14 protein-coding genes are annotated in these 14,144 nt (G+C 68.5%); 6 read left to right on the top strand and 8 right to left on the bottom strand.

Annotation, left to right across the window (positions count from 1 at the left end; genetic code table 11):
* Positions 1 to 114: 114 nt before the first annotated feature.
* The 4 genes from FHR38_RS29815 to FHR38_RS29800 all read right to left on the bottom strand — a co-directional run bounded on the left by FHR38_RS29815 (position 115) and on the right by FHR38_RS29800 (position 3,823).
* Positions 115 to 1,023 carry a hypothetical protein gene (locus FHR38_RS29815; RefSeq protein WP_184538462.1) on the bottom strand — a complete coding sequence of 303 codons (909 nt, stop codon included), beginning with the start codon at positions 1,021 to 1,023 and terminating at the stop codon, positions 115 to 117.
* Positions 1,024 to 1,180: 157 nt separating this feature from the next.
* The gene (locus FHR38_RS29810) at positions 1,181 to 2,014 is read right to left on the bottom strand and encodes a pentapeptide repeat-containing protein (RefSeq protein WP_184538460.1); all 834 of its coding nucleotides are present in this window, start codon (positions 2,012 to 2,014) and stop codon (positions 1,181 to 1,183) included.
* Positions 2,015 to 2,210: 196 nt separating this feature from the next.
* Complete coding sequence (locus FHR38_RS29805) at positions 2,211 to 2,978, bottom strand: SDR family oxidoreductase (protein WP_184540428.1); 768 nt, start codon at positions 2,976 to 2,978, stop codon at positions 2,211 to 2,213.
* 5 nt (positions 2,979 to 2,983) lie between these two features.
* A complete protein-coding gene (locus tag FHR38_RS29800; RefSeq protein ID WP_184538458.1) occupies positions 2,984 to 3,823 on the bottom strand; it encodes an alpha/beta fold hydrolase in 840 nt (279 codons plus the stop codon).
* Between the two features lie 138 nt (positions 3,824 to 3,961).
* Between FHR38_RS29800 and FHR38_RS29795 the strand changes: the two genes are divergently transcribed.
* Positions 3,962 to 5,293 carry an aminotransferase-like domain-containing protein gene (locus FHR38_RS29795; RefSeq protein ID WP_184538456.1) on the top strand — a complete coding sequence of 444 codons (1,332 nt, stop codon included), beginning with the start codon at positions 3,962 to 3,964 and terminating at the stop codon, positions 5,291 to 5,293.
* 43 nt (positions 5,294 to 5,336) lie between these two features.
* On the opposite strand, the gene FHR38_RS29790 is transcribed toward FHR38_RS29795, so the two are convergent.
* Both FHR38_RS29790 and FHR38_RS29785 read right to left on the bottom strand, forming a co-directional pair.
* Positions 5,337 to 6,230 (bottom strand): Vgb family protein, encoded by an 894-nt coding sequence (locus tag FHR38_RS29790; protein ID WP_184538454.1) that lies wholly within the window; start codon positions 6,228 to 6,230, stop codon positions 5,337 to 5,339.
* Between the two features lie 146 nt (positions 6,231 to 6,376).
* On the bottom strand, positions 6,377 to 7,324 hold the full coding sequence (locus FHR38_RS29785) for a helix-turn-helix domain-containing protein (RefSeq protein WP_184538452.1): 948 nt from the start codon (positions 7,322 to 7,324) through the stop codon (positions 6,377 to 6,379).
* Positions 7,325 to 7,443: 119 nt separating this feature from the next.
* On the opposite strand from FHR38_RS29785, the gene FHR38_RS29780 reads away from it, so the two are divergent.
* The 3 genes from FHR38_RS29780 (at position 7,444) to FHR38_RS29770 (ending at position 10,777) form a co-directional block, all read left to right on the top strand.
* Positions 7,444 to 8,469 carry a saccharopine dehydrogenase family protein gene (locus FHR38_RS29780; RefSeq protein WP_312882478.1) on the top strand — a complete coding sequence of 342 codons (1,026 nt, stop codon included), beginning with the start codon at positions 7,444 to 7,446 and terminating at the stop codon, positions 8,467 to 8,469.
* A 65-nt stretch (positions 8,470 to 8,534) separates the two neighbouring features.
* Positions 8,535 to 9,020: an HIT family protein gene (locus tag FHR38_RS29775; RefSeq protein WP_184538448.1), complete on the top strand. Its 486-nt coding sequence runs from the start codon at positions 8,535 to 8,537 to the stop codon at positions 9,018 to 9,020.
* A 254-nt stretch (positions 9,021 to 9,274) separates the two neighbouring features.
* Entirely contained in the window at positions 9,275 to 10,777 is a 1,503-nt protein-coding gene (locus FHR38_RS29770) for a SulP family inorganic anion transporter (RefSeq protein ID WP_376771450.1), read from the top strand.
* A gap of 61 nt (positions 10,778 to 10,838) precedes the next feature.
* On the opposite strand, the gene FHR38_RS29765 is transcribed toward FHR38_RS29770, so the two are convergent.
* Entirely contained in the window at positions 10,839 to 11,780 is a 942-nt protein-coding gene (locus tag FHR38_RS29765; protein WP_184538444.1) for an AraC family transcriptional regulator, read from the bottom strand.
* A gap of 45 nt (positions 11,781 to 11,825) precedes the next feature.
* Between FHR38_RS29765 and FHR38_RS29760 the strand changes: the two genes are divergently transcribed.
* Together FHR38_RS29760 and FHR38_RS29755 are read left to right on the top strand one after the other, a co-directional pair.
* Positions 11,826 to 12,692 (top strand): NAD(P)H-binding protein, encoded by an 867-nt coding sequence (locus tag FHR38_RS29760; RefSeq protein ID WP_184538442.1) that lies wholly within the window; start codon positions 11,826 to 11,828, stop codon positions 12,690 to 12,692.
* Positions 12,693 to 12,712: 20 nt separating this feature from the next.
* Positions 12,713 to 13,210 carry an anthrone oxygenase family protein gene (locus FHR38_RS29755; RefSeq protein ID WP_184538440.1) on the top strand — a complete coding sequence of 166 codons (498 nt, stop codon included), beginning with the start codon at positions 12,713 to 12,715 and terminating at the stop codon, positions 13,208 to 13,210.
* 142 nt (positions 13,211 to 13,352) lie between these two features.
* On the opposite strand, the gene FHR38_RS29750 is transcribed toward FHR38_RS29755, so the two are convergent.
* Positions 13,353 to 13,955, bottom strand: coding sequence for a MerR family transcriptional regulator (locus FHR38_RS29750; RefSeq protein WP_184538438.1), 603 nt, complete (start codon positions 13,953 to 13,955; stop codon positions 13,353 to 13,355).
* Between the last annotated feature and the right edge of the window lie 189 nt (positions 13,956 to 14,144).

The raw sequence follows: 14,144 nt of genomic DNA, 5'->3' as shown, positions 1-14,144 counted from the left end.
ACAGCAACGTCGGCAGTTCGTCGAGGCCCGGGCATCCGACCCGCGCAACGCGGCCAACGTCCTGAGCCGGGTGCGGGTGGCGCCGCCAGTGACGCCACCCGCACCCGGACCACGTCAGCTACCGCAGATCACGGTCACGCTGGCGTACCAGGTCTCAGCCCAACCATCAGCGTCCTCGTACGCCCAGGCGTTGGCCTGGCTGCCGCTGGACCGCACCCCGGTGAGCATCACCTGCGTGCGGTCGTCCTCGTGGATGCTGGAGACGTTGATTCCGCCGCCGACGCTGTAGGGCGATTTCCCCGTCGGGCAGGACACCGGAACGTTGTGCATCGACGGGCTGGTCATCGGCGATGTGGCCCGTACCCGTTCATAGCCGGCCGGCTGGTTGGCGCAGATCGCGAACGCCCGGAGCGACTCCTGGCCGTGCGCCACCGTGCCCTGCTCCACGGTGCGGGCCGTGCCGATGGTGTACGTGGGTAGTTCCGTCACGGAGTTGAAGCCAGGCTCCACGTAGGTGAGGACGAACGCCCCGTTGGTGTTTTCCACCTGGGCTCCCGAGCCGAGGAGTTTCTTCGTTCCCGGGCAGGTCGCCGTCTTGGACATCTGGTGGTAGTCGTTCCAGCCGCTCTTGACCTCCGAGACGATCTGGTAGCCGGAGGGTGCGGTGGCGCAGATGGCGACGACGGTGAAGGCCCAGTCGCCGGTGTACTTCACCGGGCCGACCTCGCGCATCCCGACGGTCCACGACCGGCCGTCGGCAGATGGCGCGAACTGGTCCATCGCCACCCGTCCGACAGCTCCCGGTGATGCGGTGAGATACCCCCCGCCCCCGGTGACGACCTTGCCGACCGGGCACGTCAGGGTACGGCTCTTGTCCGCGCTGTTCGGGGCGGTCAACAGGGTGATCACCTCCATCCCGGCTGGTGCCGCCGAGGCCGGTGCCGCCCAGCCGATGCCTCCGGCCGTCAGCACCGCCAGTGCGACGGCCGCCCGGCCGAGCCCGAATCTGGTAGGAACTCGCATGTCTGCTCTCCTTGTCCCGAAGCGGTAACCGGAGCTGTTGCGTACCGGTCGACCGCCGTCAGGTGGTCCCTGACGGTTGGGGACAAGCCTGGAGAGTCGCGCTTGCCGCCCGCTATTCATCCGCTTGGCGGGGCACGGTCCGCCTGGTTGAGAGGGGCTACCAGTGCTGGGGGCGGCGCAGCGTTGCGGGCAGTTTCGTGGCAGCACTTCCCCGGGCCGCGCTGAGCTGCTGCTGGGTGAGGAAGAGACTTCCGGTGAGGTCGGCGCCGCTCAGGTCGGCGTCCCGGAAGTCCGCGCCGATGACGTCGGCGTCTCGCAGGTCGGCATCCCTGAGGTTGGCGGCGATCAGGTAGGTACCACGAAGGTTGGCGCCCCGAAGGTTGGCCCCTTGCAGTCGGGCGCCGATCAGATCGGCTCCACGGTGGTTCTTCTTCCGGCCGGGAACCTTTGCCCGCACCAGTTCACTGGCGCGCAGCAGTAGGTCACTGACGTCCCGACGGACTGCGGCGACATCCACCGTGGTCAGGATCTGCGGGTCGGAGTGGGTAAGCCGCTCGACGTCGTCGAGCGCCCGGCGTGCCTCGCGGTGAACCGGGCGGGCCGGCGGGAGTTGGAGTACCTCGGTCAGATACCAGAGCAGCTCGTGGAGTTGCCGCATGTTGGCGAACACGTCGAACATCTGCCGCGCGCTGTCCGGGTCCTGTCGCCAGCTCCGGCCCTGGAATGTCACCTGGGACACCTTCTGTCCCGCCCCGAGACAGTCGAAGACGGTGCATCCGGTGAAGCCCCGCTGGCGAAGCTGAGAATGGATACCGCACCGGAAGTCGTCCCGTAGGTTCGTACACGGTTTTCCGGCCGCCTTGTCGACGGCGAAGTCGGTCGACGCGGCGAAGGGCAACGCGACGCAGCAGAGCCCGAGGCAGTTCGCGCAGTCCGCCCGCAGACCGAGGCGGTCCCGGTCGGCGGCTGGGGGGTGCTTCTCTCCAGCCAACGTACGAATCTCCTGCTACACGGCGAGCATCGCGCTTCCTGCTGTGCTCTGGACGAAAGTTCAGTCTTCCTGATCCGGCGTTGTAGCAGCCATTCGGGTCGGCCCCCTGTGAGTGGAGCGACTGCGATCGTGGATCCATCGACCGGGGCGCGAACGGCCGTGGCGGCCGTTCGCTGCGGATGACGCGAGCCTCGGATCAGGTGACTTCCCGATGCACCTGCAGCGGGGCGAAACTCTGGGCGACCGGCATCAACTCGATAGTGTTGATGTTGACATGGTCCGGCTGGGCCGCCGCCCAGCACACCGCCTCGGCGATGTCGTCGGCCAGCAGTGGCTGGGTACCCGCGTACACCGCGCCTGCCCGGACATCGTCGCCGCCGAAGCGCACCGTGGAGAACTCCGTGCCTCCGCTGAGACCGGGCTCCACGCAGGTCACCCGGACGCCCGTGCCGTGCAGGTCGGATCGTAGGTTGAGGCTGAACTGGCGGGTGAAGGCCTTCGTCGCGCCGTAGACGTTGCCGCCCGGGTAGGGGTAGGTACCGGCGATCGAGCCCAGGTTGATGACGTGCCCACGGCCCCGGGCGACCATGCCCGGCAGGATCGCCCGGGTGCAGTGCAGGAGCCCCTTGCAGTTGGTGTCGACCATCTCGGCCCAGTCGTCCGGGTCGGTCTCGTGGGCTGGCTGCAGGCCTTTTGCCAGGCCGGCGTTGTTGACCAGGATGTCGATGTCCGCGAAGTCGGCGGGCAGGGCTGACACGAGGCGCTCCACCGCCGGCAGGTCACGCACGTCGACCTGCCGGGGCAGTACGTTCGGGCCCAGTTCGGCAGCGAGCGCGGTGAGCCGGTCGGACCGGCGGGCACAGGCCACGACCCGGGCCCCGTCGGCGGCGAACCGCCGGGTGATCGCGGCACCGAAGCCGGCGCTGGCGCCGGTGACGAGCACGGTGTACGGCCGCGCGGACATGGTCTTCACCGGACCTCCGTCACAGTCGTTGTGGGCTGCGTGCCGGCGGCCGGCAGGCGGTCGAGGAAGCTGTGGAGGGCTGCGTCGAACTCTGCCTGCCGTTCCAGGTTGGGCATGTGCCCGGCCCCGGAGATGATCGCGAGGGTCGCGTCGGGGATGTGCTCGTGCAGCACCCGGGCGTCGGCGACCGGGGTGAACTCATCTTCGCTACCGACGACGACCAGCGTGGGCACTTCGATGTGCGGCAGCATGCCCAGGTAGTCGGGGCGCTCGGCCCGACCGCGCAGCGCGGCGGCGGCTCCCTCGGGGGCGGTGGTCCGCATCATGCGCAGCACGTGCGCGGCCACCGATGGCAGCGCCGCGATGTTGGCTGGTGCCACCATCTTGGGCAGCACCTCGTCCGCGTACGGGCCCATCCCCTCCCGCAGCAGCCGATCCGCCAGTGCGTTACGCCCCACCTTGCCCTGCTCGGTCTCTGCGGCGGCGAAGGTGTCGGCGAGTACGAGGCCGCGGATGCGCGCCGCGAACAGTCGGTGGAACTCCATGACTATCTGTCCGCCCATGGAGAGGCCGCCGAGCACGAAACGGTCGACTCCCAGGTGGTCCAGTAGTGCGGCGATGTCGCGGGCGAAGGTGGTGAGCGTGGTCTTACCGGGCACGACCGTGCTCTCGCCATAGCCGCGTAGGTCCGGGGTGATCACCCGCCAGCCGAGCCGACCGAAGGTTTCGACCTGCGGGGCCCACATCGACCTGTCGAAGGGGTGGCCGTGCACGAGGACCAGCGGTTCGCCGCTGCCCTCGTCGTCGTATCCAAGCGTGACGTCGCCAAGAGTCACAGTGCCCATCGGGATCCTTCCAGGTTTCCGCCTTGACGACTCGATGTTATTTGGTGCAATATCTCGGTGCAATAAAAGAATTGATCTCGGTGCAATATTTGTGTCAGAGCCCAAATCCAGAGACTCGAACCGGAACGGGGATGACTGATGGAGGACTACCGGCGGATCGCCGACCAGCTCGCGGCCGACATCACCGCCGGACGCCTACGTCCAGGCGAGCGGCTCCTGCCGCAGCGCAGGTTCGCCCGGCAGCATGGCATCGCCGGCTCCACGGCAGCCCGGGCATACGGCGAACTCGTCCGTCGGGGGCTGGCCGTGGGAGAGGTGGGCCGGGGAACGTTCGTACGCGCCGCCCCCGCCGGTCCCGAGCCCGCGCTCGCCGAGCCAGGCGAGGCCCGAATCGACCTGGAACTGAACTTCCCCATGCTGCCGCAGCAGGCGGAACAGCTCGCCGCCGGCCTGACGCGGATGTCCCGCCCGGATGTTCTCGCCACCAGCATGGGGGCGATGGGACCGGCCGGCACGCCGGCGGCCCGGGAGACGGCCGCGTCGTTCCTGGCCCGCGCCGGCTGGGCTCCCGACCCTCGACGCATCCTCTTCGCCGGCAACGGCCGGCAGGCGATAGCCGCCGCCCTCGCCGCCTACGTCCCGGCAGGCGAACGACTCGGCGTGGAACGCCTCACCTATCCAGTCGTGAAGGGCATCGCCGCCCGACTCGGCATCACCCTGGTGCCGCTCGCCATGGACGAGCATGGGCTCCTGCCGGAGGCGGTGGCCGCAGCGTTGCCGCTGCGCGCCGTATACCTACAGCCAGCAGTGCACAATCCGCTCGGCGTGACGATGCCGCAGGAACGCCGGGTGCGGCTGGTGGAAACCCTCCGCCGGGCCGACCTGCATGTGATCGAGGACGGCATCTACAGCTTCCTCCGTGACGACCTGCCGCCGCTGGCGGCACTCGCTCCCGAACGCACGATCCTGCTGGACAGCCTCTCCAAACGGCTGGCACCCGGGCTGACGCTGGGATTCGCCGTGCCGCCCGCAGGCGACGGGGAGCAGCGCGTGATGTCGGCATTGCGCTCGGGAGCATGGACAGCCTCCCGGTTCGCCCTGACTGCGGCGACCCAGTGGCTGGCCGACGGCACCGCCGCCGCCATCGGCGAGGCGAAACGCCTGGATGCGCGGCAACGGCAGCGGATCAGGGCGGAACGGCTGGCGGGATTCACCGTGCACGCCGACCCGAACGGTTACCACTGTTGGTGGGAACTGCCGGACCCCTGGCGGGCCGACACCTTCGTCGCTGCCGCGGCCCGGCACGGGATCGCCGTCGCACCAGGAGCCGCCTTCGCCGTCGGTTCGGGCCATGCCCCGAACGCCGTACGACTCGCTCTGGGCTCACCCACCCACGACACACTCGCAGACGCCCTGGACCTGCTCACCGGCCTGGCTCGCGGTGCACCCGAGGACGCCGTACCGGAGTGAGTCGGTGCCCGTGTCCCCGCCCGGCACACCGCGGGGACGGCGGTCAGGGAGTGAGGCGGGCAACCTTGCCGATCTCCAACGCGGTCCACACCGCGCCGTCGGGGCCGACCGTGATGCCGTGCGGCTCGCTGGACGGGGTCGGCAGGTCGTGCTCCTCGATGGTGCCGTCCGGGGCGATGAGGCCCACCCGGTTGGCACCCCATTCGGTGAACCAGCAGCCCCCCTCGGGGCGAGCGACGATGGCGTGCGGACGGCAGGCGCGGTCTGGCAGCGGAAAGTTGTGGAGCTGACCGTCGGGGGTGATGCTGCCGATCTGGCCCGCGCCGATCTCGACGAACCACAGGGCACCGTCGACTCCGGCGGCGATACCCACCGGTGCGGCGTTTGCGGTAGGTAACGGATAGCTGGTGACGTTGCCGTCGAGGGTGATCCGGCCGATGGCGTGGGCCTGGTTGAGGGTGAACCACAGTGCGTCGTCCGGCCCGGCGGTGATGGCCGACGGCATGGCTCCCCGGGTGGGGAGTTCGAACTCGGTGAGCGCGCCGTCGTAGGTGATGCGACCGATCCGGTCGGTGTGCATCTGGGTGAACCACAGTGCGCCGTCTGGCCCTGTGGTGATGCCGAACGGGCCACCTGCGGTCGGCAGCGGAACTGACGTCGCATGCCCGTCGACACTGATCCGCCCGATCCGGTGGTCACGGAACCGGGTGAACCAGAGCGCACCGTCGGGGCCAGCCGTGATCGTCGAGGGTCCGCACGTCGGGGAGTCCAGGTCGTACGTGTCGCACTTTTCATCGACGGTGAGGCGAAGGATCTGGCCAGCGTGTACCAGGGTGACCCACAGCGCGTCGTCCGGTCCAACGGCGATGCCGTACGGCCCTGCCTCCGGGTCGCTCACGACGGTCTCACGGATCGATCGGCCAACGAACCCAGACACAAGGACCTCCAAATGCAACTCGGGTAGCAGCAAGAGTGTGCCATTGCCCGTATCAGTCAGCAACCGGTCGACCGACCCGGAGGCAGAGTCGGAGACAGAGCCGGCGGCTCCGAAAGGCCAACCGGCGCTGGCTGGGAACGCCAGCCTCACACCCGGAACGTGCGCCGATAGGCGTCCGGCGGTACGCCGATCACGCGGTGGAAGTGGCGGCGCAGCGTCGTCGCCGTGCCCATGCCGGCGGCCGTAGCGATGGTGTCGACGCTGTCGTCCGTGGTTTCCAGCAGTTCCTGCGCGTGGCGGATCCGTTGTGTCTGCAGCCACTGCAGCGGGGTGGTGCCGGTCACCGAACGGAAGTGGCGGGTCAGGTGGCGCGAACTCATGTTCGCCCGACGGGCCAGGTCCTCCACGGTGAGCGGCTGGTCCAGCCGCCGCATCACCCAGGGAAGAAGTTCGGCCAGGGGATGACCGTCCTGGGCGGGCACCGGGGTGGTGACGAACTGGGCCTGCCCACCGGCCCGGTGGGGTGGTACGACCAGACGGCGGGCGACCACGTTGGCGACCGCCGAGCCGTGGTCGCGGCGGACCAGATGCAGGCACAGGTCCATCGCCGCGGCCTTACCCGCAGACGTGAGCACGCTGCCGTTGTCGACGTAGAGCACGTCCGGATCGACCTGCACCCGGGGATAGCGCGCGGCCAGTTCCTCGGTGTGGGCCCAGTGCGTGGTCGCCCGCAGCCCGTCCAGCAGGCCCGCGGCGGCAAGCACGAACACGCCCGTGCACAGGGACACCACCCGCGCGCCCGACTCGTGGGCCACGCGTACCGCCTCGACCAGGTCGGCCGGCGGGTCCTCGTCGACGTCCGCCAAGGCGGGGACGATCACGGTGTCGGCGTACGCCAGCCGGTCGAGCCCGCAGTCCGGCTCCAATAGAAACCGGCCGACCCGTACAGCGCGCGTACCGCACACCGTGACGTCGTACCAGGGGCCGGGCAGGGTAGCCGGGGCGGAGCCGAAAACCTCGTAGGCCAGGGCCAGCTCGAAGTGCAGCATCCCGTCGGTAGCAGCGACCGCGACAGAGCGCGGAACAGCGTTCATGTCGGAAACTGTACGGGTCTTGTCGTTCCAGACACTGGTACCGACGGGTCGTCGGCGACAGGATTTCCCCAGTGGATCACTTCGAGCACCTGGGAGCAGATATGGGATCGGGCCGGAACGTGGCAGTGTTCGGTGCGTACGGGCACACCGGACGGTTTGTGGTCGCGGAGTTGCGCGAGCGTGGATATGTCCCCCTGCTCCTCGGCCGTGACCAGGACAAGTTGCTGGCGATGGCGCAGGACCAACCCGGGCTTGAGGCACAGCAGGCGTCGGTCGACGATCCGGCCTCGCTCGACCGTGCACTGGACGGCGCGGCCGCCGTGATCAACTGCGCCGGGCCCTTCGCCTCGACCGCCGGACCGCTGGTCGAGGCGGCACTGCGCGCCGGCATCCCGTACGTCGACGTGGCGGCCGAGATCGAGGCAAACCTTGACACGTTCACGCACTTCGCCGAGCGCGCCCGCGCCGCCGGCACCGTGGTGGTCCCGGCGATGGCCTTCTACGGTGGTCTCGGCGACCTGCTGGCCACCGCCGTGATGGGCGACTGGACGTCCGCGGACGAGGCACACATCGCCTACGGTCTGAGCAGCTGGCACCCCACCAACGGAACGATTGTCTCCGGCGCGGTCTCCGGACAGCGACGCGGGGGACGCCGTGTCCGCTACACCCGCGGACAGTTGGAATACCACAACGACGCGATGCCGACCCTGGAATGGCCCTTCCCGGCTCCGCTCGGCACCCAGAGCGTCATCGCAGAGTTCACCATGGCCGACGTCGTCACCATTCCCAGCCACCTGGCCATCCCGGAGGTACGCACCTACATGGCCGCCAAGGCCGCCGCGGACCTGTCCGCTCCTGACGCCTCGGCACCGACCGCCGTCGACGAGCACGGTCGGTCCGCGCAGACCTTCGTCGTTGACGTCATCGTCCGCTCCGGTGGCGCGGAACGCCGCGCAGTCGCCACTGGCCAGGACATCTACGCCATCAGCGCACCGCTCGCGGTGGAGGCCGTCGACCGCATCCTCACCGGTCGGACCAGGACCGTCGGCGTCGCCTCCGCAGGAGCGGTCTTCGACGCCCCCGACTTCCTCCGCGCCCTTACCGCGCACCTCTCACTGCACAGCCCGCTCGACGCACGTGACTGACCGGCGATCCAGACCACGATCAGTGCGGTCATCGACCGGAACAGAGCGTTTGTAGCATCACCGGCATGGATGCGCCGTCGAGTTGCCTCGCCTGCGAGAACAACAATCGAATCGACTCACTCCCGGCCCGAGAGTTCGTCGCGGCAGATCAGCACTGGCGGGTCGCGCACGCGTTCGACACGGCGCTACCGGGCTGGCTGATCCTTGTCCCCCGCCGGCACGTGACAGCCATCGCCGACCTGAGCGACAGCGAAGCGGCGAACCTGGGCGGGTGGCAGGTCCGGATCTCCCGGGCGCTGAAGGCGGTCACCGGTTGCGTGAAGACCTACGTGGTCCAGTTCGCCGAAGCCGAGGGCTTCGCCCACGTCCACTTCCACATCGTCCCTCGTATGGACGACCTGGCGCCGGACCGGCTCGGGCCGAACATTTTCGGGCTACTGGGTGTGACCGGGGATGCGCGAGTCGACAGCAAGCGCATGGACGGTCTGGCCCGGGCGCTGCGGACGCGTCTCGCGCCAGACCGCCCCGCGACGTCCAGGTCGCCGAGCTGACCACTCGGCCAGTCGGGTACCGGCTGTGAGGCTACCTTCCGGACTTCGCGCGGTGGGCTCAGGTCATCCGTCACCGATCTCTACCGTGACCTTAGGGTAAGGTCGGTGCCGGCGGAGACGAGTCCATGCCGTCTCCACACCACAGGTGGCGCGAGTGCCACCACGCTCCTCCTCCACCCCGCCGGGCCGACGACGCCCCCGGCGAAGACGCACGCCCACCACCGCGGGCATGCCCGAGTACGACAGGTTCCCCCTTGCCTTCCTCCGCGCTACCGTGGGCCGCGCAACTGCGCGGCCTCCGCCCGTCCTGGCTGACCCCCAAGGTGTTCCGCACCGAGGCACTGGCAGGGCTCGTCGTCGCCCTGGCGCTGGTCCCCGAGGCGATCTCATTTTCGATCATCGCCGGTGTCGACCCGGCTATCGGCTTGTTCGCCTCCTTCACCATGGCCGTGACCATCGCGGTCGTCGGCGGACGACCCGCGATGATCTCAGCGGCCACCGGCGCCGTCGCCCTGGTCATCGCCCCGCTCAACCGCGAACACGGCCTCGGCTACCTGATCGCCGCCGTCATCCTGGCCGGCGTCTTCCAGGTCATCCTGGGTGCACTCGGCGTCGCGCGGCTGATGCGGTTCGTGCCGCGTAGCGTGATGGTCGGCTTCGTCAACGCCCTCGCGATCCTGGTCTTCATGGCGCAGGTGCCGGAGGTGCGCGACGTGCCGTGGGCCGTGTATCCGCTGATCGCCGGCGGGCTGGCGCTGATGGTGTTCTTCCCGAGGATCACCAAGGCGGTCCCGGCACCACTGGTGTCCATCGTCATCCTCACGGTGATCACAATCGCCGCCGGGATAGCGGTACCGACCGTGGGCGACAAGGGGACACTGCCGTCCTCGTTGCCCGTACCCGGCCTGCCGGACGTGCCGTTCACCCTGGACACCCTGACCATCGTCACCCCGTACGCGCTCGCCATGGCACTGGTCGGCCTGATGGAGTCGCTGATGACCGCCAAGCTGGTCGACGACATCACCGACACCCACTCCTCCAAGACCCGCGAGTCCATCGGCCAGGGCATCGCCAACATCGTCACCGGCTTCTTCGGCGGCATGGGCGGTTGCGCGATGATTGGCCAGACGATGATCAACGTGAAGGTGTCCGGTGCCCGGACCCGCCTCTCCACATTCCTGGCGGGCGTCTTCCTGATGGTCCTGTGCATCGTCTTCGGTCCGATCGTCTCGGACATCCCCATGGCCGCCCTGGTCGCCGTGATGGTCATGGTCTCGGTGGCGACCTTCGACTGGCACTCCATCGCACCCCGTACGCTCAAGCGGCTGCCCGCCGGGGAGATCACCGTCATGGTGATGACCGTGGCCTGCGTGGTCGCCACCGGCAACCTCGCCATCGGTGTCGTCGCCGGCTCCGTCACCGCGATGGTCATCTTCGCGAAGCGGGTCGCGCACCTGGCCACCGTCACCGCCGTCCTCGACCCCGACGGGAGCACGGTGGTCTACGCCGTCACAGGCGAGTTGTTCTTCGCCTCCTCCAACGACCTGGTCACCCAGTTCAACTACGCCACCGATCCGGATCAGGTCATTATCGATCTTTCCGCCGCGCACATCTGGGACGCGTCCTCCGTCGCGGCGCTGGACGCGATCGAAACCAAGTACGCCCAGCGCGGCAAAACCGTCGAGATCATCGGCCTGAACAAGCCCAGTGCCCAACTCCACGCGAAACTCACCGGTGAACTCGCGGGCGGCCACTGACCGCCCCCGGGGACGCGATCACCGCCACCCGCGCCGCGACTGTCGAAACCGCCCGCAGCGATCAGTCCCGGGCACCTGCGAGGCGATACTGCTGCGGACTGACCCCCTGCTCCCGTTTGAAGGCGGCGCTCAGGGCGAACGAACTGCCGTACCCCACCCGCCGAGCCACCGCCCCGATGGTGGCATCGGAACGCCGTAGCAGGTCCGCCGCCAGGGCCAGTCGCCAACCCGTGAGATAGGTCATGGGCGGCTCGCCAACCAGTTCGGTGAACCGACGGGCCAGCGCCGCCCGGGATACCCCGGCATCGGCCGCGAGCGCGGCAACCGTCCACGGGTGGGACGGATCGTCATGCAAAGTCCGCAGCGCCCGACCCACCACCGGATCGCTGTGCGCCCGATACCAAGCCGGGGCGTTCCCCTCTGGACGGGACAACCAGGCCCGTAGCGCCGCGATGAGCAACAGGTCCAGCAACCGGTCCAGGACAACCTCCTGCCCCGGCTCATCCTTCACCATCTCGTCGCTGAGCAACCCCACGAGCGGACTGTCCCACGCCTCCCCCGGCAGCACCAGCAACGTGGGCAACGCCGCCAGCAGCCGCTGACTGACCATACTGGCCAGTTGGTAGGTGCCCGTGAGCAGGACCGTCGCACCATCCACACCGGCACCCCAGGTCCGCACCCCCCGGTCCGTCAGACCAGACAACGGCTCACCGCTGGGGGTACTGCACCGCTGCCCGGGATGAATCACCGCCTGCGGTGGAGTCGCCGGATCGTCGGCCACCAGGTACGGATCCGGGCCGCGCGCGATCGCGACATCCCCGGGCTTGAGCCGTACCGCCTCCCCCTCGTCGGGAACCACCCAGGCGTCCCCCCGCACCAGTGCCATCAGCGTCAGCGGCGCCCGGTCCTCGATCCGCAGACACCACGGCGGATCCAGCACCGACCGAAGCAGGAACGCACCCCTGGCCCGCGGCCCGTCCAACAACCCCACCAACGCATCCACCCCACAGAGCGTAGACGACGAAACATGGAAGAGAGTTCTACGACCATGGCACGTCTCAAGGTCACACGCTTGACTAGCGGCATGACAGAAAACACGAAAACCACCCTGGTCCTCGGCGGCACCGGCAAGACCGGCCGCCGAGTCGCCAACCTGCTCACCACCCACGCCCTACCGGTACGCATCGGCTCCCGCACCGGCCAGCCCCCATTCGACTGGGCAGACCAAAACACCTGGGCGCCCCTACTCCACGACGTCGAAGCGGTGTACCTGGTGTTCTACCCGGACCTGGCCTTCCCCGGCGCCGCCGAGACAATCCGCGCCTTCACCACCCTCGCCGTACACAGCGGCACCCGACGCCTGGTGCTGCTCTCCGGCCGAGGCGAAGAAGAAGCCCAAGCCAGCGAGCAGGCCGTCAAAGACTCCGGCGTCGACTGGACCATCCTGCGAGCCAGCTGGTTCAACCAGAACTTCAGCGAACACTTCCTACTCGGACCAGTACTCGACGGCGAAATCGTGCTCCCCGCCGGCGACGTGGCCGAACCGTTCATCGACGTCGACGACATCGCCGACGTGGCAGTCGCCGCGCTGACCAGCGACACCCACACCGGCCGGACCTACGACCTCACCGGTCCCCGACTGCTCACCTTCGCCGACGTCGCCGCAGAAATCAGCAAGGCCACCGGCCGGGAAATCCACTACACCCCGGTCACCCCCGCCCAGTACGCGGCCGCAGCCGCCGCCCACGGCGTACCCGAAGAACAAATCGCAGCCCTCACCGACCTGTTCACCCGGGTCCTCGACGGCCGCAACGCCCATCTGACCGACGGAGTACGCCGCGCCCTCGGCCGCGACCCCCGAGACTTCACCAACTACGCCCACGACACCGCCACCACCGGCATCTGGAACCCCTGAACACCGGAGACAAACCCACCATGGCACTACTCCGAGCCGCCACACTCGTCGCAGCAACCATCACCACCGGCCTCATCGCCGGCCTCTTCTACGCGTACGCCTGCTCGGTCATGCCCGGACTACGCCGCACCGACGACCAGACGTTCGTCACCACCATGCGGCAGATCAACGAAGCCATCCTCAACGGCTGGTTCGCCATCATCTTCGTCGGCGCACCACTACTGACCGCCGCAGCCGTCGTACTCCACCTGCCCACCGCCGGACGACCCATGCTGCCCTGGATCGTGGCCGCGTTCCTCCTGAACACCGCCATGATCGCCATCACCTTCGGCATCAACGTGCCGCTCAACAACGAACTCGCCACAGCGAACCCGAACAGCACCACACCCGCGACGATCCGGAGAAAATTCGAGGCGAAATGGGTCCGCTGGAACATCGCCCGAGCCGCCACCCCCACCGCCGCACTCGCCTGCCTCAGCTGGGCGCTCATACTGTGCGGACGCCTCGGCAGCCCATAAACCACCCGACGGGCCAAGGGTTCCTGCGTTCGGCCGCAGCACCTCTACCTCACCCGACCAGCGTAAACACCAGGCCAACCACGGGAGCGACCCGTCTTACCCAGGTCCAAGCCCAGGTAAAGCGCCCCCCGACCTCAGGCGGTCAACCCGCCCGCCGACGAGCCCGCCGCGCCGCCAACTCGTCACCGAACGACTCCGCCGCCTCAGACTCCCGATCACCATCCGAAGTCGACGGTGCCGCACGCTCCGCTGGCAGATGCGACAACGACCCCTGGATCTCCTTGAACGCGCCGCTGATCGCAATACCGAAAACCCCCTGGCCGCCCTGCAACAGGTCGACCACCTCCTCCGGCGAACGACACTCGTACACGCTCGTCCCATCGGAGATCAACGTAATGCCGGCCAGATCAGCCACCCCGTGCGAACGCAGCGTCTCGATCGCCTTACGGATGTTCTGCAACGACACCCCCGCATCCAGCAACCGCTTGACCACCTTCAGCACCACCAGGTCACGGAACGAGTAGAGCCGCGATGTGCCCGAACCCGACGCATCGCGTATGCTCGGCACCACCAAACCGGTACGCGCCCAGTAGTCCAACTGGCGATAGCTGATGCTGACCGCATGGCAGGCGGTAACTCCGCGATAGCCCACGGAGCCATCGTCCAAACCGGCGGTCCCCGTCGGGTCCACCTCGACCTGACGACACTCGGACGAACCTGGGTCAGGGTCCTGTGGCTCGTGCATCCGGAAAACCTCCCCCGCCAGTGCGGTAACACATCGTTTCCGGGACGTGTCACCCCTCGACAAGGCAACACTAACGCCCACCGTTCCGGTTACCCCGCAAGATCTGCCGCGACACGCCGCAGCCCGACACCCCGAAGCCCCCGCCCCCAGCGACGAACCCACCCACCCCACCAGAACACACAAAACGGG

The organism is Micromonospora polyrhachis (assembly GCF_014203835.1).
Taxonomy (GTDB): Bacteria; Actinomycetota; Actinomycetes; order Mycobacteriales; family Micromonosporaceae; genus Micromonospora_H; species Micromonospora_H polyrhachis.
The sequence above is the reverse complement of the archived record's forward strand: the minus strand, read 5'-3'. Positions and strand labels throughout refer to the sequence as shown.